The sequence below is a fragment of the Microbacterium sp. Soil_N32 genome (assembly GCF_057655505.1).
Map to the genome: position 1 here is coordinate 221,093 of NZ_JBDGME010000019.1, position 22,016 is coordinate 243,108.

Annotated in this window: 18 protein-coding genes and 1 tRNA gene; 10 read left to right on the forward strand and 9 right to left on the reverse strand. The window is 70.3% G+C overall.

Annotated features, from left to right (window positions below):
• Positions 1-39 precede the first annotated feature (39 nt).
• Positions 40-738 (forward strand): DsbA family oxidoreductase, encoded by a 699-nt coding sequence (locus AC3A3J_RS09135; protein WP_487671982.1) that lies wholly within the window; start codon positions 40-42, stop codon positions 736-738.
• On the opposite strand, the gene AC3A3J_RS09140 is transcribed toward AC3A3J_RS09135, so the two are convergent.
• The gene (locus AC3A3J_RS09140) at positions 735-1,226 is read right to left on the reverse strand and encodes a glutathione peroxidase (protein ID WP_487671983.1); all 492 of its coding nucleotides are present in this window, start codon (positions 1,224-1,226) and stop codon (positions 735-737) included. The two genes, AC3A3J_RS09135 and AC3A3J_RS09140, sit on opposite strands and share 4 nt — an antisense overlap.
• Positions 1,227-1,286: 60 nt before the next feature.
• On the opposite strand from AC3A3J_RS09140, the gene dusB reads away from it, so the two are divergent.
• The 8 genes from dusB to AC3A3J_RS09180 all read left to right on the forward strand — a co-directional run bounded on the left by dusB (position 1,287) and on the right by AC3A3J_RS09180 (position 11,444).
• Positions 1,287-2,441, forward strand: coding sequence for a tRNA dihydrouridine synthase DusB (gene dusB, locus AC3A3J_RS09145; protein ID WP_487671984.1), 1,155 nt, complete (start codon positions 1,287-1,289; stop codon positions 2,439-2,441).
• Positions 2,431-3,825 (forward strand): deoxyguanosinetriphosphate triphosphohydrolase, encoded by a 1,395-nt coding sequence (locus AC3A3J_RS09150; RefSeq protein WP_487671985.1) that lies wholly within the window; start codon positions 2,431-2,433, stop codon positions 3,823-3,825. The genes dusB and AC3A3J_RS09150 overlap by 11 nt, the downstream gene beginning before the upstream one ends.
• Positions 3,825-5,687, forward strand: coding sequence for a DNA primase (gene dnaG, locus AC3A3J_RS09155; protein WP_487671986.1), 1,863 nt, complete (start codon positions 3,825-3,827; stop codon positions 5,685-5,687). The genes AC3A3J_RS09150 and dnaG overlap by 1 nt, the downstream gene beginning before the upstream one ends.
• A gap of 36 nt (positions 5,688-5,723) precedes the next feature.
• Positions 5,724-6,497, forward strand: coding sequence for an ATP-binding cassette domain-containing protein (locus AC3A3J_RS09160; protein ID WP_487671987.1), 774 nt, complete (start codon positions 5,724-5,726; stop codon positions 6,495-6,497).
• A 97-nt stretch (positions 6,498-6,594) separates the two neighbouring features.
• Positions 6,595-6,670 (forward strand) — tRNA-Asn (locus tag AC3A3J_RS09165).
• Between the two features lie 198 nt (positions 6,671-6,868).
• Positions 6,869-7,084: a heavy-metal-associated domain-containing protein gene (locus tag AC3A3J_RS09170; protein WP_487671988.1), complete on the forward strand. Its 216-nt coding sequence runs from the start codon at positions 6,869-6,871 to the stop codon at positions 7,082-7,084.
• Positions 7,084-9,333, forward strand: a complete 2,250-nt coding sequence (locus AC3A3J_RS09175) for a heavy metal translocating P-type ATPase (protein ID WP_487671989.1) — start codon at positions 7,084-7,086, stop codon at positions 9,331-9,333. Before AC3A3J_RS09170 ends, AC3A3J_RS09175 begins: the two co-directional genes overlap by 1 nt.
• Positions 9,330-11,444, forward strand: coding sequence for a heavy metal translocating P-type ATPase (locus tag AC3A3J_RS09180; protein WP_487671990.1), 2,115 nt, complete (start codon positions 9,330-9,332; stop codon positions 11,442-11,444). Before AC3A3J_RS09175 ends, AC3A3J_RS09180 begins: the two co-directional genes overlap by 4 nt.
• Before the next feature lie 66 nt (positions 11,445-11,510).
• Here the strand turns inward: AC3A3J_RS09180 and AC3A3J_RS09185 are convergent, their stop codons facing one another.
• Together AC3A3J_RS09185 and def are read right to left on the reverse strand one after the other, a co-directional pair.
• Positions 11,511-12,023 (reverse strand): septum formation family protein, encoded by a 513-nt coding sequence (locus AC3A3J_RS09185; protein ID WP_487671991.1) that lies wholly within the window; start codon positions 12,021-12,023, stop codon positions 11,511-11,513.
• A gap of 118 nt (positions 12,024-12,141) precedes the next feature.
• Entirely contained in the window at positions 12,142-12,708 is a 567-nt protein-coding gene (def, locus tag AC3A3J_RS09190) for a peptide deformylase (RefSeq protein ID WP_487671992.1), read from the reverse strand.
• A 57-nt stretch (positions 12,709-12,765) separates the two neighbouring features.
• On the opposite strand from def, the gene AC3A3J_RS09195 reads away from it, so the two are divergent.
• Entirely contained in the window at positions 12,766-13,791 is a 1,026-nt protein-coding gene (locus AC3A3J_RS09195) for a DMT family transporter (protein ID WP_487671993.1), read from the forward strand.
• 9 nt (positions 13,792-13,800) lie between these two features.
• Here AC3A3J_RS09195 and pgl read toward each other — a convergent pair whose 3' ends face one another.
• Genes pgl through tkt form a run of 6 tightly spaced genes read right to left on the reverse strand, consistent with a single transcriptional unit; the run spans position 13,801 to position 21,918 of the window.
• On the reverse strand, positions 13,801-14,583 hold the full coding sequence (gene pgl / locus AC3A3J_RS09200) for a 6-phosphogluconolactonase (RefSeq protein WP_487671994.1): 783 nt from the start codon (positions 14,581-14,583) through the stop codon (positions 13,801-13,803).
• A gap of 5 nt (positions 14,584-14,588) precedes the next feature.
• Entirely contained in the window at positions 14,589-15,524 is a 936-nt protein-coding gene (locus AC3A3J_RS09205) for a glucose-6-phosphate dehydrogenase assembly protein OpcA (protein ID WP_487671995.1), read from the reverse strand.
• Positions 15,521-17,071, reverse strand: a complete 1,551-nt coding sequence (gene zwf, locus AC3A3J_RS09210; RefSeq protein WP_487671996.1) for a glucose-6-phosphate dehydrogenase — start codon at positions 17,069-17,071, stop codon at positions 15,521-15,523. Before zwf ends, AC3A3J_RS09205 begins: the two co-directional genes overlap by 4 nt.
• Before the next feature lie 22 nt (positions 17,072-17,093).
• Positions 17,094-18,701 carry a glucose-6-phosphate isomerase gene (locus AC3A3J_RS09215; RefSeq protein ID WP_487671997.1) on the reverse strand — a complete coding sequence of 536 codons (1,608 nt, stop codon included), beginning with the start codon at positions 18,699-18,701 and terminating at the stop codon, positions 17,094-17,096.
• Positions 18,698-19,810: a transaldolase gene (gene tal / locus AC3A3J_RS09220; protein ID WP_487671998.1), complete on the reverse strand. Its 1,113-nt coding sequence runs from the start codon at positions 19,808-19,810 to the stop codon at positions 18,698-18,700. Before tal ends, AC3A3J_RS09215 begins: the two co-directional genes overlap by 4 nt.
• A complete protein-coding gene (tkt, locus tag AC3A3J_RS09225) occupies positions 19,807-21,918 on the reverse strand; it encodes a transketolase (RefSeq protein WP_487673088.1) in 2,112 nt (703 codons plus the stop codon). Before tkt ends, tal begins: the two co-directional genes overlap by 4 nt.
• Between the last annotated feature and the right edge of the window lie 98 nt (positions 21,919-22,016).

A 22,016-nucleotide genomic window follows, 5' to 3' on the forward strand; every position in this document is an offset into this window, starting at 1 on the left:
GGCGGAATACGCCTCCGCCGATAGCGGTTGGATCGTTGTGTGAGCGAACCCATCTCGATCGACATCTGGTCCGACATCGCCTGCCCCTGGTGCTACATCGGCAAGCGCAATCTGGAGAAGGGGCTGGAGGCGGTCGCGGGCGACGACGACGCGCCCCAGGTGAACGTCACCTTCCATTCGTTCGAGCTCTCACCCGACACCCCCGTCGACTTCGACGGCGATGAGATCGACTTCCTCTCGGGTCACAAGGGCATGCCCCGCGACCAGGTCGAGCAGATGCTGTCGCACGTGACGGGCGTGGCCGAGAACGCGGGACTGCAGTACCGGTTCGACCTGCTGCAGCACACCAACACCGTCAAGGCGCACGAGCTGCTGCACTTCGCCAAGGAGCACGGGCGTCAGCACGAGATGGAGGAGCGCCTGATGTCGGCGTACTTCACCGAGGGCAAGCACGTCGGCCGCATCGACGACCTCGTGGAGCTGGCCGCCGAGATCGGCCTCGACGCAGATGCCGCGCGCGAAGCGCTCGACAGCGAGAAGTACCTGCCGGCGGTGCGGCAGGATCAGGCGCAGGCGCGGGCCTACGGCATCCAGGGCGTGCCGTTCTTCGTCATCGACGGGCAGTACGGCATCAGCGGCGCCCAGCCGCCCGCGGCGTTCGAGAACGTGCTGCGCGACCTGTGGTCGCAGCGCGGCGCGTCGGAGGACGACGCCGAGCCCGAGACCGCCGGGGTCTAGCGGGTCAGCGCGGCCTCGATCGCGCCCACGATCGCGGGGTCGTCCGGCTTCTGCTTCGGGCGGAAGCGGAGGACCTCTCCGTCCGGGAGCACGAGGAACTTCTCGAAGTTCCATTCCACGCGGCCCGCCTTGCCGTTCGCGTCCGGGGTCTCTTTGAGCGCCTTGTAGAGCTCGGCGGCGTTGCGGCCGTTGACCTTCACCTTGTCGTTCACCGGGAACGTGACGCCGTAGGTCGTCGAGCAGAACTCCGTGATCTGCTCGACGGAGCCGGGCTCCTGCAGGAACTGATTGCTCGGGAAGCCGACGACGCTGAACCCGCGGTCTCCGTAGAGGCGCTGCAGCTCCTCGAGCTGTGCATATTGCGGGGTGAGTCCGCACTTCGATGCGACGTTGACGACCAGCACGACATCGGCTCCGAGGTCGTCGAGCGTCTTCTCCTGCCCCTGAGCATCGGTGAACGGGATGGAACGGAGCGCGCGGTCGGTCATAGTGCACAGCTTAGATCGGTGCGGCGCCACCGGCCCCGCGTCTGGGAGAATGGACAGGTCATGACTCTCGCCCCCGCCTCCGCCCGCACGCTCCGCATCGGTCCGATCGACCTCGACGTGCCGGTGGTCCTCGCACCCATGGCCGGGATCACCAATACCGCCTTCCGCCGACTGTGCCGCGAGTACGGTGCCGGTCTCTACGTCAGCGAGATGATCACCTCGCGCGCGCTCGTCGAGCGCAACGAGACGACGATGCGTCTCATCCGCCATCACGAGAGCGAGACGCCGCGGTCGATCCAGCTGTACGGCGTCGACCCGAAGACCATCGCCGAGGCCGTGCGCATCATCGTCGCCGAGGACCACGCCGACCACATCGACCTGAATTTCGGATGCCCGGTGCCCAAGGTCACGCGCAAGGGCGGAGGAGCCGCGCTCCCGTGGAAGTCCTCCCTCTTCTCGCAGATCGTGAACCAGGCCGTCGAGGCCGCCGGTGACGTGCCGCTGACCATCAAGATGCGCAAGGGCATCGATCCCGACCACCTCACCTTCCTCGACGCCGGACGCGCCGCGGAGGACGCCGGGGTCGCGGCCATCGCGCTGCACGCGCGCACGGCGAGCGAGTTCTACTCGGGTCATGCGGACTGGAACGCGATCGGCGAACTCAAGCAGGCGGTCACGAGCGTGCCGGTGCTCGGCAACGGCGACATCTGGTCGGCTGACGACGCGGTTCGCATGATGGACGAGACCGGTTGCGACGGCGTCGTGGTCGGACGCGGATGCCTCGGCCGCCCCTGGCTGTTCGGCGATCTGGCGCGCGCCTTCGGCGCGGACGCCCCCGCCGTCGACGCGACGCTGGGGTTCGTGGCCGACGCGTTCCGCCGTCACGCCGAACTGCTCGTGGAGTTCTTCGAGGACGAGGATCACGGCTGCCGCGACGTGCGCAAGCACGTGGCCTGGTACTTCAAGGGCTACCCGGTCGGAGGGGACATCCGCACCGGCCTCGCGACGGCGTCGAGCCTGGCCGAGATCGACGATCTGCTCGGTCAGCTCGACCGCGACGCCCCCTATCCCGGCGCCGACGCCGAGGGTCAGCGCGGCCGCGCCGGCCGCCCGAAGCGCCCCGCACTGCCGGACAAGTGGCTCGAGTCGCGCGAGCTCGCCGACACGGCGTCCGAGATGATGCGCGGAGCGGAGATCGAGAACAGTGGCGGCTGATCCCTCGGGCGTCGCGCGCGCCCCCCGGTCCGACGGCTACGACCTCCGCGACGCCGAGCGCTTCTTCTCGGAGACCCATCGCTCGGAGCGCGACGATTTCGCCCGCGACCGCGCCCGCGTGCTGCACTCCGCCGCGCTGCGCCGTCTCGCCGCCAAGACGCAGGTGCTCAGTCCCGCCAGCACCGCCGACTTCGCGCGCAACCGTCTCACGCACTCGCTCGAGGTCGCGCAGGTCGGACGCGAACTCGCGTCGGCCCTCGGCGTCTCGGCCGACGTCGTCGACACGGCGTGCCTGAGCCACGACCTCGGCCACCCGCCCTTCGGCCACAATGGCGAACGCGCGCTCAACGAGTGGGCATCCGACATCGGCGGCTTCGAGGGCAACGCCCAGTCGCTGCGCATCCTCACCCGGCTCGAGGCGAAGGTGCTCGACGCCGACGGCGGCTCGGTGGGGCTCAACCTCACGCGGGCGAGCCTCGATGCGACGTGCAAGTACCCGTGGACCGTCGACAGTCCGGTTCCCGATCCGGGCGGCCGCCTGAAGTTCGGCGTGTACCCCGAGGATGAGGCCGTCTTCCGCTGGATGCGCGAGGGCGCCCCGGGGCGTCTGCGCTGCATCGAGGCCGAGATCATGGACCTCTCCGACGACATCGGCTACTCGGTCCACGATTTCGAGGATGCGATCGTCAACGGTTACGTCGACGTCGCCCAGCTCGCCGACCCGGCGCAGCACGATGCTCTCGTCGGGCGTATCCAGCAGTGGGTGGGGTACGACTTCACGCGGGAGGAGCTGGCCGATGCGCTCTACCGGCTCTCGTCGCAGTCGATGTGGCTGTCGTCGTTCGATCGCAGTCGCCAGGATCTCGCTCGGCTCAAGAACCTGACCAGCGACCTCATCGGGCGCTTCGCCCGGGCCGCCGTGTCCGCCACGCGCGAGGCGTACGGCAGCACGGCGCTCGTGCGGTACAACGCGCACGTCGTGGTGCCCCGCGTCGTCGAGGTCGAGATCGCCGTGCTCAAGGGCATCATGGGGCAGGCGATCGTCACGATCGACGCACGCAAGGGTGTGTACAAGGAGCAGCGGCGCGTGCTGACCCGACTCGCCGACGCTCTGTGGCAGACCGACACCCTCTGGTCGGCCGGCGCCGACGTGCTCGAACCCGCCTTCGCCGCCGACTTCCTGGGCGCCGACAGCGACGCGTCCAGGGCGCGGGTGATCGTCGACCAGATCGCGAGCCTGACCGACCAGAGCGCGATCGACTGGCACAACCGGCTGGTGGGCGAGATCGACCCGGCGGAGGTCGGCATCTGGACTCCCCGCCACGCGCGGCCGGGGGCGCGACCGGCGGTCCAGAGACGGGCCGTCGCCGAAGGGGTGGGCTGATGCCCCGCATCCGCCAGGCCGACGTCGACGAGGTCAAGGCGCGCACGAACATCGCCGACATCGTGGGGGAGCGCGTCGCGCTGAAATCGGCCGGTGTGGGGTCGCTCAAGGGACTGTGCCCGTTCCACGACGAGAAGAGCCCCAGCTTCCACGTGCGCCCGCAGGTCGGGTACTACCACTGCTTCGGCTGCGGGGAGTCGGGCGACGTCTACTCGTTCCTGCGCGAGATGGATCACGTCAGCTTCACCGAGGCCGTCGAGCGGCTCGCCGGTCGCATCGGCTACACCCTGCACTACGAAGACGGCGGGGCTGCGCCGGAGACGAGCGGGCGCAGCCGTCTCTACGCCGCCAACACGGCTGCTGCGGAGTTCTTCCGCTCGCAACTGCTGTCGCCCGACGCCGAGGCGGCCCGGCGCTTCCTGGGCGAACGCGGTTTCGACGCGGGAGCGGCGGCGCATTTCGGTGTCGGCTTCGCGCCGCGCGGATGGGACGGGATGCTCAAGGCCCTCAGTGCGCAGGGATTCACGCGCGAGGAGCTGAGCACGGCGGGGCTGGTCTCGACGGGGCAGCGGGGGGTCTACGACCGCTTCCGCGGGCGCCTCGTGTGGCCGATCCGCGACGTCTCCGGACAGACGATCGGTTTCGGCGCGCGCAAGCTCTTCGACGACGATCAGGGGCCCAAGTACCTCAACACCCCCGAGACGCCGATCTACAAGAAGGCGCAGGTGCTCTACGGCCTCGACCTGGCCAAGCGCGACATCGCGCGCGGCGACCCGCGACGCGTCGTGGTGGTCGAGGGATACACCGACGTCATGGCGTGCCACCTCGCGGGGCTCACGACCGCGGTCGCCACGTGTGGCACGGCCTTCGGGGCCGAACACATCAAGGTGCTGCGTCGGGTCATGGGCGACGACAACGCCTCGGGTGAGGTCGTCTTCACGTTCGACGGCGATGAGGCCGGGCAGAAGGCTGCGCTGCGCGCGTTCACCGAGGACGATCGATTCAACGCGCAGACCTTCGTGGCGGTCGCCCCGGACGGGCTCGATCCCTGCGATCTGCGTCTGCAGCGCGGGGATGCGGCGGTGCGTGGCCTCATGGACGCGAAGCTGCCGATGTTCGAGTTCGCGATCGATCGCAAGCTCGCCGGCTTCGCCCTCTCGACGGTCGAGGGGCGGGTCGGCGCGCTCCGCGCGGCGGCTCCGATCGTCGCCGAGATCCGCGACCGGCTGCTCCGCCCGGGGTACGAACGGGTGCTCGCGCGACGACTCGGCATGGACCCGACCGAGGTGCACACCGAAGTCGAGCGATCGGCGCGCGGCGGAGGGTCTCGTCCCGCGGCGACACGTGAGGACGATGCCGCGAGCAGGTCGCCCGAGGGACCCGGCGGTATCGCCCCGGTCACCCTCGCGAGCCTGCCGCGCTCCCCGGACGTCGCGGTCGAGCGCGACGCCCTCATGGGGGTGCTCCAGTACGGACATCAGCTCGATCAGGACCTGCTGTCGCGGGCGCTGTCCGGCGCCTTCCGCACGCCGGGTCTCGACGCCGTGCGCGAGGCCGTCGCCGCCGCGCCCGACCGCACACGCCCCGGGTGGGCGACCGAAGCGGTCAACGGCGTGCGCGAGCCGTATCGCTCGTTGGCCGGGCAGCTGCTGATGATGCCGTTCCCCGCGCGCGACGAAGAGGGAGCGGTCGTCTCGGCGACCGACCTCGCCCGACGGCTGATCCTCCGTCAGCTCGAACGTGAGAAGCAGGAACTCCTCGGCGCGGTGCAGCGCGTGCCCGCCGACTCCGACGGAGGCCGCGCGCTGCGGGTGCGGCTGCGCGACATCGACATCGAGCGCCAGCGGTTCTCCGAGTCGTAACGCCCGCGCGGGTGCCGCGCACGGCAGGATGGACTCATGTCCCGTCGGCACGTCTCCTCCTTCGCCATCGACTGCTCCGATGTGGTGATCGATCGCATCGGCCACGGCCTACCGACGCGCGCCGTCGACGGCGTGAGCTTCACGGTGGCGCCCGGCCAGCTGCTGTGCGTGGCAGGACCGACCGGTTCGGGCAAGTCGAGTCTCGTGGCCGCGTTGGCGGGTTCGACCGATCCGTCGGTCAAGGTCGTCGGCGGACGAGCGGAGGTCTGCGGCGTCGACGTCCGCCGTCCGGGGCGCAAGCACCGCATCCTCACCTATCGCACCGGCTTCGTGCCCCAGGGCGCCGGCGCCGACCTGCCGCCGCGGCTCACGGTCGCCGAGGTGATCGCCGAGCCGATCCTGCAGCGCGAGCGGCGTGTGAACACGCGGGCGCTGTCGATCCGCGTCGCCACGCTGCTCGACGAGCTGCACCTGCCGCTCGGCACGGCCGATCGCTTCCCGTACGAGCTCAGCGCCGGCATGCGCCAGCGCGTCGCGATCGCGCGATCGTTCGTGCTGGAGCCGAAGGTGCTCATCGCCGATGAGATCCTCGCGAACCTCGACCTCGAGGTCCGGCCGGTCGTGTTCGACGCCATCACCCGGCGTCGTAAGGAGGCGTCCATGGCGGCGCTCCTGGTCACGAACGACGCGGCCTTCATCCGCGAGTTGAACGCCGAGACGCTCATGCTGCGGCAGGGGCACGTCGTCGCGCGGGGTGTGGGCAAGGACCTGCTGTGGGCTCCGAACGCGGAGACCCCGGCGCGTCCGTGATCGCGACACGCCCGGGACCCCGATCCTGGCGCCCGATGTCACGAGCAGGGTGCGGAGTTTGCTAAGCTTGTCGAGTTGCCCGCACAGCGGCGCACATTCCTCGGTAGCTCAATTGGCAGAGCAGCCGGCTGTTAACCGGCAGGTTCTTGGTTCGAGTCCAAGCCGGGGAGCCAAGAAGGCCCGGATCCTCCGGGGTCGAGAAATCGACTCCCGGAAGGTCCGGGCCTTTCCCTTTCCCCGCGGGGATGCTGCTGCCCTGATCGCCGTCTCGCTTCGCGACGGATCGGGGGTGCGCCGCGGGAATAGTCGGAGTACAGTGGCGTTGCACCTGATACCCCCCTGGGGTATCTATTTTGAACGAAGGAGCAGCCATGGGCAGCCAGACCATCGAGTACACCGTCACCGGAATGACCTGCGCGCACTGCGAGATGTCGGTCCGCGAAGAGGTCGAGCAGGTGCCGGGCGTGGAGGCGATCGAGGTCAGCGCGCAGACCGGCGTGCTGAGGGTGACGTGCACGGCGCCGCTCGACGACGCTCAGGTCGTCGCCGCGGTCTCGGAGGCCGGTTACACGGCCGCTCGCGCCTGATGGACACGGCGACCGAGCCGGTCGACCTCGAGATCGGCGGCATGACCTGCGCCTCCTGCGCGAACCGCATCGAGCGGACTCTCAACCGGCTCGACGGCGTGACGGCGACGGTGAACTACGCGACCGAGAAGGCCACCGTCAGGGCACCGCTCGGATACGACCCGGCGACCCTCGTCGCCGCGATCGAGAAGGCGGGCTACACCGCGTCCGCTCCCGCTCGCGCCGACGACGACGAGCGCTCCGGGTCCGACGGCGTCGAGCTGCGGATGCTCCGCAGGCGGCTGATCGTGTCGGCCGTCCTCACCCTCCCGGTGATCGCGATGGCGATGATCCCGCCTCTCCAGTTCGCGTTCTGGCAGTGGGCGTCCCTGGTCCTCGCGGCGCCGGTCGTGCTGTGGGGCGGATGGCCCTTCCACCGCGCCGCGTGGGTCAATCTGCGACACGGTGCCGCGACGATGGACACGCTCGTCTCGCTCGGCACCGGAGCGGCGTTCCTGTGGTCGCTGTATGCGCTGTTCTTCGGCACGGCCGGGATGCCGGGCATGCGCCACGAGTTCTCGCTGGCCCTGACGCCGTCGGACGGGGCATCCGCGATCTACTTCGAGGTCGCCGCCGGGGTGACGACCTTCCTGCTCGCCGGCCGCTACTTCGAGAAGCGCGCCAAGCGCCGCGCCGGCGCCGCCCTCCGCACGCTGCTCGAGCTGGGGGCGAAGGACGTGGCCGTGCTGCGAGACGGGTCCGAGGTCCGCATCCCCGTCGGCCGGCTGCGCGTCGGCGACGAGTTCGTCGTGCGGCCGGGTGAGAAGATCGCCACCGACGGGATCGTCGTGTCGGGGGAGTCCGCCGTCGACGCATCGCTGATGACGGGGGAGTCGGTTCCGGTGGACGTGCGCCCTGGCGACGGGGTGACCGGGGCCACGCTCAACTCCGGCGGACGCCTGGTCGTGCGCGCCACCCGCATCGGGGGCGACACGCAGCTCGCGCGCATGGCCCGGCTCGTCGAAGAGGCGCAGACGGGCAAGGCCGAGGTGCAGCGGCTCGCCGACCGGGTGTCGGCGATCTTCGTGCCGATCGTGCTCGCCGTCGCCGTCGTCGTGCTCGCCTCCTGGCTGCTTCTCGGGCTGCCGGTGGTGAGTGCGGTCACGGCCGCCGTCGCGGTGCTCGTCATCGCGTGCCCGTGCGCGCTCGGACTGGCGACGCCGACCGCTCTCCTGGTCGGCACGGGGCGCGGCGCCCAGCTCGGCATCCTCATTTCGGGCCCCGAGGTCCTGGAGTCGGCACGGCACATCGACACCGTCGTCCTCGACAAGACCGGAACGGTCACGACGGGACGCATGGAGCTCGTCGACGTCGTCACCGAGGAGGGGACCACCCGCTCGGAGCTGCTGGAGGTCGCCGGCGCCCTCGAGGATGCGTCCGAGCACCCCATCGCCCGCGCCATCGCCGACGCGGCGCGCGCGGAAGGGCACGCCCTGCCGATCGTCCACGACTTCGTCGCGCTGGTCGGGCGGGGCGTGGAGGGGCGTGTCGAGGACCGCACCGCTGTCGTCGGCCGGGCGTCGCTGCTCGATGAGCGACGGCTGCACCGCAGTCCCGCCCTGACCGCCGCTCAGCATGATGCCGAGACGCGGGGCCACACGGTCGTCGTGGTGGCGTGGGACGGCCGTGTGCGCGGCCTGCTCGCCGTGGCGGACGGGGTGAAGGCGACCAGTGCCGAGGCGGTCGCCGGTCTGCGCCGGGAAGGCCTCACCCCGATCCTCCTCACCGGCGACAACGCGCAGGTCGCGGCCGAGATCGCTCGTCAGGTGGGCATCGACGAGGTGATCGCCGAGGTGCTCCCCGATGAGAAGGTCGACGTCGTCTCCCGCCTCCAAAGGCAGGGACGCACAGTGGCGATGGTCGGAGACGGGGTCAATGACGCGCCGGCGCTGGCGCAGGCCGATCTCGGGCTCGCGATGGGCACGGGAACGGATGCGGCGATCGAGGCATCCGACATCACCCTCGTCCGCGGAGATCTGCGCGCTGCCGTCGACGCGGTGCGCCTCTCGCGGCGCACGCTGGGGACGATCCGTGTGAACCTCTTCTGGGCGTTCGCGTACAACGTCGCGGCGATCCCCATCGCGGCCGTCGGCCTGCTGAACCCGATGCTCGCCGGCGCAGCCATGGCGTTGTCGAGCGTGTTCGTCGTGGGCAACAGTCTGCGCCTGCGCGGGTTCCGAAGCATCGTCGAGCGAGAGGAGCGGTCATGAGCGGCCATCAGGCGCACGTCGGCCACGTGGCGCACGGGAACCACGCCGATCACACCGGTCACGGCGGTCACGCCGATCACAGTGGGGACTCGGGCCAAGGCGGTCACGCGGGTCACGGCGGGAACGCGGGTCACGGCGGTCACGCGGGTCACGGCGACCACGCCGGGCAGTTCCGACGGCTCTTCTGGATCAACCTCGCCCTGGCCGTGCCGGTGGTGCTGCTGTCGCCGATGTTTGCGATGATCATCGGCTACGAGGTCCCCGCGGGATGGCCGCGGCTCGTCGCGCCCGTGCTCGGTTCGGTCATGTACGTCTGGGGCGGGTGGCCGTTCCTGCAGGGCGCGGTCCACGAGGTCCGCGCACGCCGCCCGGGCATGATGCTGCTGATCGGACTCGCGATCACGGTCGCCTTCCTCGCGTCGTGGGGCGCGACGCTCGGAACCCTCCACCATGAGCTGGAGTTCTGGTGGGAGCTCGCCCTGCTCATCGTGATCATGCTGCTCGGGCACTGGATCGAGATGCGGTCCCTGGCCCAGACCACCTCGGCGCTCGACTCGCTCGCCGCTCTGCTGCCCGATGAGGCCGAACGCGTCGAGGGCGAGGCCACCGTCGTCGTCGCTCCGTCGGCGCTGCGCATCGGCGACGTCGTGGTCGTACGCCCGGGTGGGAGCATCCCTGCGGACGGTCAGGTCGTCGAGGGCGAAGCCGCGATCGACGAATCGATGATCACCGGGGAGTCGCGCCCCGTGACCCGCACCGTGGGCGACGCGGTGACCGCGGGGACGGTGGCCACGGACAGCGGTGTGCGTGTCGAGGTCACGGCGGTCGGCGACGACACGGCGCTGGCCGGCATCCGTCGGCTCGTGGCGGATGCGCAGGCATCGACATCACGTGCGCAGCGCATCGCCGATCGCGCCGCGGCCCTGTTGTTCTGGTTCGCGCTCGTCGCGGCGGTCGTCACGGCGATCGTGTGGACCGCGATCGGCGATGTCGATTCGGCAGTCGTGCGCAGCATCACGGTGCTCGTGATCGCCTGTCCCCATGCGCTGGGTCTCGCGATCCCGCTCGTGGTCTCGATCGCGACCGAGCGGGCGGCGCGGGCCGGGATCCTCGTGACCGATCGTCTCGCTCTCGAGAGCATGCGCACCGTCGACACCGTGCTCTTCGACAAGACCGGGACGTTGACAGCGGGCGAGCCGGTCGTCGTCGACGTCGCGCCGCTGGCCCCGGCCGACGAGCGCAGTGTGCTGCGGCTCGCGGCCGCCGCCGAGGCCGACAGCGAGCATCCGCTGGCACGCGCCATCGTGCGCGCTGCGGCAGACCGCGGCATCGCGGTGCCCGTGTCGTCGGGGTTCGTCTCCGCACCCGCCGTCGGCGTGACGGCGCACGTCGAGGGGCGCTCGGTGCGCGTGGGCGGGCCTGCCCTGCTCGACGAACTCGGCGCCGAAGAGGTGCCCGAGGCTGCGGGGTGGCGAGAGCGCGGAGCGATCATTCTGCACGTCGCCGTCGACGGGCGCGTGGTCGGGGGTCTCGCGCTGGCCGATGCCGTGCGGCCCGAGGCCGGCGACGCGGTCGCCGCGCTGCGCGCCCGCGGCATCGACGTGGTCATGATCACGGGGGATGCGCCCGCGGTTGCTCAGACCGTTGCCGCCGAGGTCGGCATCGACCGGGTGTTCGCCGGAGTCCGCCCCGAGCACAAGGCCGCACGGGTCGCTGCGCTGCAACAGGAGGGCCGGCGGGTCGCCATGGTCGGGGACGGCGTCAACGACGCCCCCGCGCTCGCGCAGGCCGACGTGGGCATCGCGATCGGGGCCGGCACCGACGTCGCGATCGCGTCGGCCGGGGTGGTGCTGGCCAGCTCCGACCCGCGTGCCGTGCTCGCGATCATCGACCTGTCGAGCGCGGCGTATCGGAAGATGCGACAGAACCTGTGGTGGGCGGCGGGGTACAACCTGATCTCGGTTCCGCTGGCCGCCGGCGTGCTGGCACCGGTGGGGTTCGTGCTGCCCATGTCGGTGGGGGCCGTGCTCATGTCGTTGTCGACCGTGATCGTCGCGCTCAACGCCCAGCTGCTGCGTCGGATCGACCTGCGGGCGGATACCCGGCGGTAGCGCAGATGCACAGATGCACGAAGGGCCCCGTCGAGGACGGGGCCCTTCGTGCATGCGGGGGGAGGGTCAGCGCGCGGCGCCCTTCAGCGATCCCTCGACCTGACCCGCAGGGTCGACGATCACGCACTGCACGAGGCGGTCGTCGAGCTGCTCCCAGGTGTCCTTGGTCGGGGTGATCGGGTAGACCTCGAGGGTCGACTGGTCGTAGCTCACGCCCACGAACTGCGTGTATGCATCGCCGATGCACTCCTCGCTCGCGGTGTTGATCGCGTCTTCGGAGTACTCGCCGTCGTCCATCGTGATCTCGTGGTAGACCTCTTCGTCGTGCGGCTCGGCACACGGCACAACGTCGGCGTCCTGGATGAGGCCGCTCGGGCTCTCCATCTTGCAGTCGCCGACCTTGAGGGCGAAGATGTCGATGTTCGCGCTCTCGGTGACCTGCCCCGACTCCTCGTCGCGGTTCGCGTCGCCCGAACCGCTGCCCAGGATGCCGTTCAGGGCGCTGCAGCCGGTCAGGGCGATGGACAGAGCCACGGCCGAGCCGGCCAGGGCGAGTGCGCGTCGCGTGCGCATCTTCATGGTGAGGTCCCCTCTGGAAGTCGTCGATGAGCCGGAGATACGAATACCGGCTAACAAAACGCTATAGGGGCACGAAGCTGTGACGCAACTCCACGAAGCCTATGTCGGGGCTGGGAATTCAGCCTTCGAGATCGTCGACGCCCGGCATCCAGCTCGCGCCCGGCCGGCCCCACCCGCGTTTCCGGGCGATCTTCTGCACGGTCTTCCAGTCGCCGTCGTCGAGGCGGTCGACGTACAGGATGCCGTCGAGGTGGTCGAACTCGTGCTGCATGATGCGCGCGCGCCAGCCGTCGACTTCGATCTCCACGGTCCGTCCGTCGAGGTCGAGACCCGTCACCCGCACCCGCTCGGAGCGGCGCAGCGCGAAGCGCTCCCCGGGGAACGACAGGCACCCCTCGGCCTCCAGATCGGGATCGGGGGCTCCGGGCTCGAGCGGAGTCATCCACAATTCGGGGTTGATCAGCACGCCCCGCCACGGCTGGTCGTCGTCGTCGACGTACGTGTACGTGTAGATGCGCAGCGGCACGCCCACCTGAGGTGCGGCCAGGCCGACCCCCGGCGCGGTGTCCATGGTCTCGAACATGTCGGCGACGAGGGCGCGGATGTCGTCCGTGATCTCGTCGACGGGGGAGGCGGGGGAGTGCAGGACGGGATCGCCCATGATGCGAATCGGGAGTACGGCCACGTCACAACCCTACTCGGCGCGGTGCTGCGGGTAGGGTCGTAGGGTGATCGCAGGGGCATGCACGTGAACGGTGTCGAGGACGTCGGCGAACAGCTCGTCGGCGTGTTCCAGAACCCCGGGCTGCTGCTCGGCATCCCGCTGGCCCTCGCGGGCGCGGTGTTCATGTCGCTCGGCGCGCAGTACCAGCACCGCGGCGTCGAGAAGGTCGAGCGCCTGAGCGGTAATGCCAGCACGTCCGGACTCAGTTTCGATCAGATCAAGCGGCTGCTCACCCGGCCGTCCTGGATCGCGGGCACTCTCATGCTCGGCCTCGCCATCGTGTGCCAGCTCGCCGCGCTCGTGCAGGCGCCCCTGATCGTCGTGCAGCCGCTCGGCGCGATCGCTCTCGTCATCACCACGCTGCTGAACGCACGCATCTCCGGGCACGCACCGACCCGGCAATCGATCACCGCGATCATCTGCTGCGTGGGCGGGATCTTCCTCTTCGTCTTCTTCGCGGCGCTCTTCGCCACGGAGCAGGGCATCACCGAGCGCGAGCTCTTCGTGATCCTCGTCATCCTGCTCGTCGTCATCATCGTGCTCGGCGCGTGCTGGCTCATCCTGCGCCACCGTATGCGCGCCCTGTTCTACGTGATCGGCGCGGGCATCCTCTACGGCTTCGTCGCGACGCTCGCGAAGGCCGTCATCAAGCGGATCGAGGCCGGACAGTTCGAGTGGATCACCGCGGTCTGCGTGATCGCGCTCATCGCCGCGGCGGCGGTGGGAGCGTACTTCGTGCAGACGGCGTACAGCTCCGGCCCGCCGGACCTCGTCATCGCCGGGCTCACGGTCGTCGACCCGCTCGTCGCCGTGCTGATCGGGATGGTCATCCTGGGGGAGGCCGCAGCGGCTCCGCCGTGGGTGCTCGTGATCTTCGGTGTCGCGGGCGCGGTGGCGGTCTGGGGCGTCATCGGTCTCGCGCGCTACCACCCGCAGGTCCTCAGTGACAGCCAAGACCTCGGCATCCCGCGCGGCAGCGGGGGCGGAACGACGAACCCCGGCACCGAAGAGGCACCGGGGTCCGAGGGTCCGTATCGCGCGTAGGCCGTCGCGTCAGTACGCCTGATCGATGAGGTCGGGCGAGACCTCGGAGGCCGCGGCCTCGTCGACGAAGAAGACGGTCCGCTTGCGTCCGCGGGCGCCGGCCACCGGGACGCTGGTATACGCCGCCCCCGCGAGAGCGAGGCCGAGGGCCGAGGCCTTGTCGGCGCCGGTCAGCACCATCCACACGCGCTTGGCGGAGTTGATCACCGGGCGGGTGAGCGTCACGCGCTCCGTCGGGGGCTTGGGCGAGTTCCGCACGGGCAGGGCTGCCGCATCCGTCACCGTGACCTCCTCGCGGTCGGGGAAGAGCGATGCGATGTGCCCGTCGGGGCCGACGCCCAGGAAGCACACGGCGAACGACGGCCAGGGGTGCTCGTCGGTACCGAAGCGCGCGAGCTCGGCGGCGTATGCCGCGGCCGCATCGTCGAGCGTCAGCCCGCTGTCGGACGCGGCCACCTCGTGGATGTTCTCGGCGGGTACCGGCACGTGGTCGAGGAGCGCGTGGCGGGATTGCAGCGCGTTGCGATCGGGATCGTCGTGCGCGACGAAGCGCTCGTCGCCCCACCAGAAGTGCACGAGAGACCAGTCGATCTCCGCCGCGCGCGGGTCGGAGCGGACGGCCGACAGCACGGCGCCGCCCATCGATCCGCCGGTCAGGGCGATGTGCGCGAGACGCCCGTCCACCGTGCGCGCGCGGAGGCGGGTGAGGAAGCGATCCGCCACCCGCTTCGCGACATCGTCGGCGGTCTCCTCGATGACGACGCGCTTCTCTGCGGACTGCGTGTGCGACACGGCGGTCACTCTCCTGTCTCGGGCGGGCCCAGCTTCTCCCAGCCCTCGGTGATCACTCGACCGTACAGGAGGTCGGGATCCAGCCGGCGCAGCTCCTCGGCGAGGCACTCGCGCAACGTACGGCGCGGAAGGTGCAGATCGTGCTTGGGCTGCTCGGGCTGCGTGAGCACCGCGACACCGGGCGACGGGCGCTCCAGCAGGATGTCGCCGGACTCCCGGGTCAGGCGCACGGAACGGATGCCGTCGTGCCACGTCTCGGGGGTCTCGGAGTGCCACCGCACGGGAACGTCGAGGGCCAACTGCAGCCACGCGGCGAGCAGTGCGGTCGACGGGGAGGCGGCGGCACCGCGCACCTCGACGGCGGTGATCGGCTCGAACGGCGGCTGGTCGAGCACGGCGGCGAGCTGCTCGCGCCAGTGCGTCAGCCGTGTCCACGCGAGATCGGTGTCGCCGGGGGCGTGGGTGCGACCGAGCAGGGCGAGGCGGTCGCGCACGTCGTGCGCCGTCGCGGCGTCGGTGATGCGTCGCTGCGCGATGCGCCCGAGGGGCGATGACGACGGCGCGGTCGGCGCCTCCTCGGGCCACCAGGCCACGACCGGAGCATCCGGCAGGAGCAGTCCCGTGATGAGGCTCTCCTCGTTGCTCGCAGCCGCGCCGAAGGCGTGCAGCACGACGACCTCGCTCGCGCCGGCGTCGCCGCCCACGCGGATCTGCGCGTCGAGGCGCGACTCGCCCTCGCCGGTGGTCAGGACGATCACCCGCATCGGATGCTCGCGCGACGCGTCGTTCGCGGCGTCGATCGCGGCCTCGGCCACGCCGTTGCGCGCAGAGATGACGAGGGTCAGCACGCGTCCGAGGGCGACGGCGCCGCCCTCCTCGCGTACCTTCACCAGCTGCTTGGCGACCTGGCTGACGGTCGTGTCGGGAAGGTCGATGATCACGGTCGTCTCCAGACTCGTCCGTCGCGGGCCAGCAGGTCGTCGGCGGATGCCGGGCCCCACGATCCGGGCGCATACTGCTCGAGGGGGCCGTTCTGGGCCGCCCAGTACTTCTCCACCGGGTCGAGGATCTTCCACGAGAGCTCGACCTCCTCGTGCCGCGGGAACAGCGGCGGGTCGCCCAGAAGGACGTCGAGGATGAGGCGCTCGTAGGCTTCCGGGCTCGCCTCGGTGAAGGCGTGGCCGTACCCGAAGTCCATCGTCACGTCGCGTACGTTGGTGCCGTTGCCCGGGACCTTCGACCCGAAGCGGATGGTGACGCCCTCGTCGGGCTGCACGCGGATGACCAGGGCGTTCTGTCCGAGCTCCGATGCGTTGCCCCGCCCGAAGAGGTGCTGGGGCGCGCGGTTGAAGACGACGGCGATCTCGGTGACCCGGCGGCCGAGGCGCTTGCCGGTGCGCAGGTAGAACGGCACTCCGGACCACCGTCGCGTGTCGATCTCGAGCTTGATGGCGGCGTAGGTCTCGGTCGTCGACTCGGGGTTCATGCCCTCCTCGTCGAGGAAGCCGGTGACCTCCTCGCCGCCCTGCCATCCGCCGGCGTACTGCCCGCGCGCCGTCGCCTGCGCGAGGTCGTCCGGCACGTGCACCGCGGCGAGCACCTTCTCCTTCTCGGCACGCAGGTGCTCGGCCGAGAGGCTGATCGGCTCTTCCATGGCGGTGAGCGCGAGCAGCTGGAGGAGGTGGTTCTGGATGACGTCGCGCGCCGCGCCGATGCCGTCGTAGTAGCCCGCCCGACCTCCGACGCCGATGTCCTCGGCCATGGTGATCTGCACGTGGTCGACGTAGTTGCGGTTCCAGATCGGCTCGTAGAGCTCGTTCGCGAAACGCAGGGCCAGGATGTTCTGGACCGTCTCCTTGCCGAGGTAGTGGTCGATCCGGAAGATCGAGTCGGCGGGGAACGCGACCTCGAGGGCCTGGTTCAGCGCGCGGGCCGACTCGAGGTCGTGCCCGAACGGCTTCTCGATGACGACGCGTCGCCAACGGGAGTCCTCATCCGCATCCTCCCCGACGAGCCCCGAATCCTTGAGCTGCTTCGCGACCAGCGGGAACGCCTTCGGCGGGATCGACAGGTAGTAGGCGTGATTGCCCATCGTGCCGCGCTCCACGTCGAGCTGGTCGACCGTGGCCTTCAGCTTCTGGAACGACTCGGGGTTGTCGAACTCGCCCGGCACGAAGCGGATGCCCTGCAGCAGCTGCGCCCACGTCTCCTCGCGGAACGGGGTACGGGCGTGCTCCTTGACCGCCTCGTACACGACCTGCGCGAAGTCCTGGTCCTCCCAATCGCGGCGTGCGAAGCCCACGAGGGCGAACCCGGGGGGCAGCAGGCCGCGGTTGGCGAGGTCGTACACCGCGGGCATGAGCTTCTTGCGGGACAGATCTCCGGTGACGCCGAAGATCACCAGGGCGCTGGGCCCGGCGATCCTGTTGAGACGGCGGTCGTCGGGATCGCGCAGCGGGTTGTGCCCGCGCGAGAGGGGAACAGACATCGGTGGGGATCTCTCCTGCTGACTACTTCTGCGCTGCTTCGAACAGGGTGAGCACGTCGGCCGACGAGTCGGTGATCGTCAGCGACACGACGGGACGCCCGTGCTCGGCGAGCACGCCGGCGTCGCCGGCGGCCTGCGCCTCGATGAGCTGCCCGAATGTGAACGGACGCTCCGGGATCTCGAGGTCGACGTCGGTGCGCTCCAGGATCTGCAGGAACACGCCCTGCGCCGGTCCGCCCTTGTGGTACTGGCCGGTGGAGTGCAGGAAGCGCGGACCCCAGCCGAAGGTGGTCGGTCGACCGGAGTCGGCGGCGACGAGCTCGCGCAGGCCCTGCAGCTGCGGGATGTCGAGGCGGTTCACGTACGCCTGGATCGAGACGTACCCGTCGGCGGGGAGCTGGGCCCAGAGCGCGTCGAGGACGCCCTCGACCGTGCCGGCGGCGGCGAGCTGCGGGTCGGAGACGCGCACCTCGACGCCGTTCTCGACGAAGGCCGGAGCGGTGGGCTCCGGGCGCGCGTCGAGCAGCCCGCGGGCTGCGACCTTCGCCGACTCGACGTCGGGCTGGTCGAACGGGTTGATCCCCAGCAGACGACCGGCGATCGCCGTGGCGTACTCCCACACGATCAGCTGCGCGCCGAGCGAACCGCTCACGAGCACCTCGCCCGCGTGGCGCTCGTGCAGGTGGAACTCGTTCGCGTCATCGACCAGGCGCACGATCTGCAGGTCGGCCGGAGTCTGCTCCACCTCGGGGGAGACGGGCAGCAGCACGACGGGGAGGATGCCCGTGCCGTCCTTGCCGGTGGACTCGGCGATCAGCTGCTCGATCCAGTCGGGCAGACCCTTGATGTGGGTGCCGTCCTCGACGAGGCCGAGCTTGTCGCGGCGGGGGCTGGTCGCCGCGATCGCGGCGGCGAGACGGAGCGCGGGGTTCTCGGCCGAGTCGACGGCGACCTCGAGCAGCGTGGCCTCGGCCTCGTCGAGCAGCTCGGAGATGTCGACGCCGGCCAGACCCGAGGGCACCAGACCGAAAGCGGTGAGCGCGGAGTAGCGTCCGCCGACGTTCGGGTCGGCGTTGAAGACGCGGTAGCCGCTCTCCCGGGCCGAGACGTCGAGCGGCGAGCCCGGGTCGGTGACGACGACGATCCGCTCGAGGGGGTCGATGCCGAGGTCGCGGAAGGCGGCCTCGAACGTCCGGCGCTGAGAGTCGGTCTCGACCGTCGACCCCGACTTCGACGAGACCACCAGGACGGTCTCGGCGAGGCCCTGGTCGAGCGCCGCGAGCACCTGGCCGGGAGCGGTCGAGTCGAGGATGGTGAGCGGAACGCCGGAAGTCTGCGAGATGACCTCGGGCGCGAGCGACGAGCCGCCCATTCCGGCGAGCACCACGCGCGTGACACCCTTCGCGGCGAGCTCCTCGCGCAGGGCGACGATCTCGGCGACCAGGGGGCGCGAGACGGACACGGCCTGGATCCAGCCGAGACGGATCGCGGCCTCGGACTCGGCAGCCGGGCCCCACAGGGTGGAGTCGCCGGAGGTCAGGCGCGAGGCGATCAGGTCGCGCACGAGTGCGGGAACGACCTCGTCGATCGCGACGCGGGCATCGCCGGTGGCGTGGATCGAGAACGTCATCGCTGCGCCTCCAGAGCCTCGGTGACCTGAGCGAGCAGGTCGTGCCACGAGTCGATGAACTTCGCGACGCCCTCCTTCTCGAGCAGCTCGGTGACGTCGTCGAAGTCGATGCCGACCTCGGCCAGCCCGGCGAAGACCTCGCGGGCCTCGTCGTAGCCGCCGGTGATCGTGTCACCGCTGACGACCGCGTGGTCGAAGGTCGCCTCGAGCGTCTTCTCGGGCATGGTGTTCACCACGCCGTCCGCCACCAGCTCGGTCACGTAGAGAGTGTCGGGCAGAGCGGGGTCCTTGACGCCGGTGGAGGCCCAGAGCGGGCGCTGGAGGTTCGCGCCGGCGGCGAGCAGATCCTGAGCGCGCTTCTCGGCGAACGACTTCTCGAACAACTCGTAGGCGAGGCGCGCGTTCGCGAGACCGGCCTTGCTCTTCAGGGCGGTCGCCTGCTCGGTGCCGATGGCGTCGAGGCGCTTGTCGGTCTCGCTGTCGACGCGGGAGACGAAGAACGACGCGACGGAGTGGATCGTCGACAGGTCGATACCCGCGTCCTTCGCCCGCTCGAGACCGGTGAGGTACGCGTCGATGACGGCCGCGTACCGCTCGAGGCTGAAGATCAGGGTGACGTTGACGCTGATGCCGTTCGCGATCGCTTCGGTGATGGCCGGAAGACCCGCCTTCGTCGCGGGGATCTTGACGAGCAGGTTCGGGCGGTCGATCTTCTGCCACAGCTCCTTGGCGGAGGCCACGGTGCCCTCGGTGTCGTGAGCGAGGTCGGGGGAGACCTCGATGGACACCCGGCCGTCGACGTGGTTCGACGCCTCCCAGACCGGACGGAACACGTCGAGCGCGGCGGCCACGTCCTGGGTGGTGGCGGCGAAGACCGCATCCTCCGCCGACGTTCCGGCCGCGGCGAGCTCGCTGACCTGTGCGTCGTACGACGTGTCGTTCTTGTCGGTGATGGCGTTCGCGAAGATCGTGGGGTTCGTGGTGACCCCCACGACGTTGCGCGACTCGATCAGCTCGGCCAGGTTGCCGGAGGAGATGCGGGTGCGCGAGAGGTCGTCGAGCCAGATGCTGACTCCGGCGGCGGCGAGCTGTGCGGTGGGGGTGCTCATGCGTTCTCCTTGGTGCCGTGTGCGGCGATGGTCTCGTGAACGGCCGCGATGACGGCCTCCGTGGTGATGCCGAACTTCTCGAACAGGGTCTTGTAGTCGGCCGAGGCGCCGAAGTGGTCGATGCCCACCGAGCGGCCGCGGTCGCCGACGATGCCGCGCCACGTCAGCGGCGAACCGGCCTCGACCGAGACGCGCGCGGTGACGGAAGCGGGGAGCACGCTCTCGCGGTACGCCTCGTCCTGCTCGGCGAACCACTCCAGCGACGGCGCCGAGACGACGCGCACCTGCACGCCCTCGTCGGCGAGGAGGCGACGGGCCTCGATGCCCAGCTGGACCTCGGAACCGGTGGCGATGATGATGACGTCCGGCGTTCCGTTCGGCGCCTCGGCGAGCACGTACGCGCCGCGGGCGGCGTTCGACGCCGCGGCGAAGGTCTCGCCCTCGGCCGCGCCCTCGCCGCGCTCGAACACCGGGATGTTCTGGCGGGTGAGTGCCAGGCCGGCGGGGCCCTCCTGGCGGCGGAGGATCTCGAGCCAGACCGCTGAGGTCTCGTTCGCATCTGCCGGGCGGACGACCGCGAGGTTCGGGATGGCGCGCAGGGTCGCGAGCTGCTCGATCGGCTGGTGGGTCGGACCGTCCTCGCCGAGTGCGACGGAGTCGTGGGTCCAGACGAAGACGCTGGGCACGTTCATGAGCGCCGCCAGACGCACGGCAGGACGCATGTAGTCGCTGAAGATGAGGAAGGTGCCGCCGAAGGCGCGGGTCTTGCCGTGCAGCACGATGCCGTTCACGATCGCGCCCATGGCGTGCTCGCGGATGCCGAAGTGCAGTACGCGGCCGTACGGGGTGCCCGACCATTCGTGCGTCGACCACTCGGCGGGGATGAACGACGGCGCGTCCTTGATCGTGGTGAGGTTCGATTCGGCGAGATCGGCCGACCCGCCCCACAGCTCGGGGAGCTGCGCGGCGAGGGCGTTGATGACCTGGCCCGATGCCGAGCGGGTGGAGGTGTCCTTGCCCGCCTCGAAGACCGGCACGGTGTTGTCGAGGCCCTCGGGGAGGTCGCCGGCCTCGAGACGGTCGAGCAGCGCCTTGCGCTCGGGGTTCGCGGCGGCCCACGTGTCGAACGACTTCTGCCAGGCGGCGCGCTCCTCGGCCGCGCGGTCGGCGAGGCCGCGGGTGTGGGCGATCACGTCGTCGGCGACCACGAACGACTGCTCGGGGTCGAAGCCGAGGACCTTCTTCGTGGCGGCCAGCTCGTCGGCGCCGAGCGCGGAGCCGTGGATCTTGCCGGAGTTCTGCTTGCCGGGCGAGGGCCAGCCGATGATGGTGCGGAGGATGATGAGCGACGGCTTGTCGGTCTCGCCCTTCGCGGCCTCGATCGCGGCGTACAGCTCGGCGACGTCCTCGACGTACTCGCCGGTCTTCTTCCAGTCCACGACCTGCACCTGCCAGCCGTAGGCCTCGTACCGCTTCGCGACGTCCTCGGTGAAGGCGACGTTGGTGTCGTCCTCGATCGAGATCTGGTTCGAGTCGTAGATGGCGATGAGGTTGCCGAGCTGCTGGTGGCCGGCGAGGGACGACGCCTCGCTGGTGACGCCCTCCTGCAGGTCGCCGTCGCCCGCGATGACGTAGACGAAGTGGTCGAACGGGCTCGTGCCCGCCTCTGCCTCGGGGTCGAACAGGCCGCGCTCGTAGCGGGCGGCGTAGGCGAAGCCTACGGCGGAGGCGAGTCCCTGGCCCAGCGGGCCGGTGGTGATCTCCACGCCCTTGGTGTGGCCGTACTCGGGGTGGCCGGGGGTGAGCGAGCCCCAGGTGCGGAGCGCCTTGAGGTCGTCGAGCTCGAGGCCGAAGCCGCCGAGGTAGAGCTGCACGTACTGCGTGAGCGACGAGTGTCCGACGGAGAGGATGAAGCGGTCGCGGCCGAGCCAGTCGGTGTCGGTCGGATCGTGGCGCAGCACGCGCTGGTAGAGGAGGTAGGCGACGGGCGCGAGGCTCATCGCCGTGCCGGGGTGGCCGTTACCGACCTTCTCCACGGCATCCGCTGCCAGAAGGCGGGCGGTGTCCACCGCGCGTCGATCGATCTCATCCCACTGCAATTCCGACACGTTCATGCCCTTTCCGACAGTTTCGAGGGCGCCCGTATTCCCTGCGCGTCCGCATCGTCACGGAGGGGTGCACAGCGCTGGGCGCGAGTGTTTTCAGC

Bases quoted from the DNA above. Each gene is read 5' to 3' on its own strand.
- AC3A3J_RS09170 (WP_487671988.1), top strand. From the start codon at position 6,869: ATGGGCAGCCAGACCATCGAGTACACCGTCACCGGAATGACCTGCGCG.
- AC3A3J_RS09175 (WP_487671989.1), top strand. From the start codon at position 7,084: ATGGACACGGCGACCGAGCCGGTCGACCTCGAGATCGGCGGCATGACC.
- dnaG (WP_487671986.1), top strand. From the start codon at position 3,825: ATGCCCCGCATCCGCCAGGCCGACGTCGACGAGGTCAAGGCGCGCACG.
- AC3A3J_RS09195 (WP_487671993.1), top strand. From the start codon at position 12,766: ATGCACGTGAACGGTGTCGAGGACGTCGGCGAACAGCTCGTCGGCGTG.
- dusB (WP_487671984.1), top strand. From the start codon at position 1,287: ATGACTCTCGCCCCCGCCTCCGCCCGCACGCTCCGCATCGGTCCGATC.
- zwf (WP_487671996.1), bottom strand. From the start codon at position 17,071: ATGTCTGTTCCCCTCTCGCGCGGGCACAACCCGCTGCGCGATCCCGAC.
- AC3A3J_RS09215 (WP_487671997.1), bottom strand. From the start codon at position 18,701: ATGACGTTCTCGATCCACGCCACCGGCGATGCCCGCGTCGCGATCGAC.
- AC3A3J_RS09140 (WP_487671983.1), bottom strand. From the start codon at position 1,226: ATGACCGACCGCGCGCTCCGTTCCATCCCGTTCACCGATGCTCAGGGG.
- tal (WP_487671998.1), bottom strand. From the start codon at position 19,810: ATGAGCACCCCCACCGCACAGCTCGCCGCCGCCGGAGTCAGCATCTGG.
- AC3A3J_RS09160 (WP_487671987.1), top strand. From the start codon at position 5,724: ATGTCCCGTCGGCACGTCTCCTCCTTCGCCATCGACTGCTCCGATGTG.
- AC3A3J_RS09180 (WP_487671990.1), top strand. From the start codon at position 9,330: ATGAGCGGCCATCAGGCGCACGTCGGCCACGTGGCGCACGGGAACCAC.
- AC3A3J_RS09185 (WP_487671991.1), bottom strand. From the start codon at position 12,023: ATGAAGATGCGCACGCGACGCGCACTCGCCCTGGCCGGCTCGGCCGTG.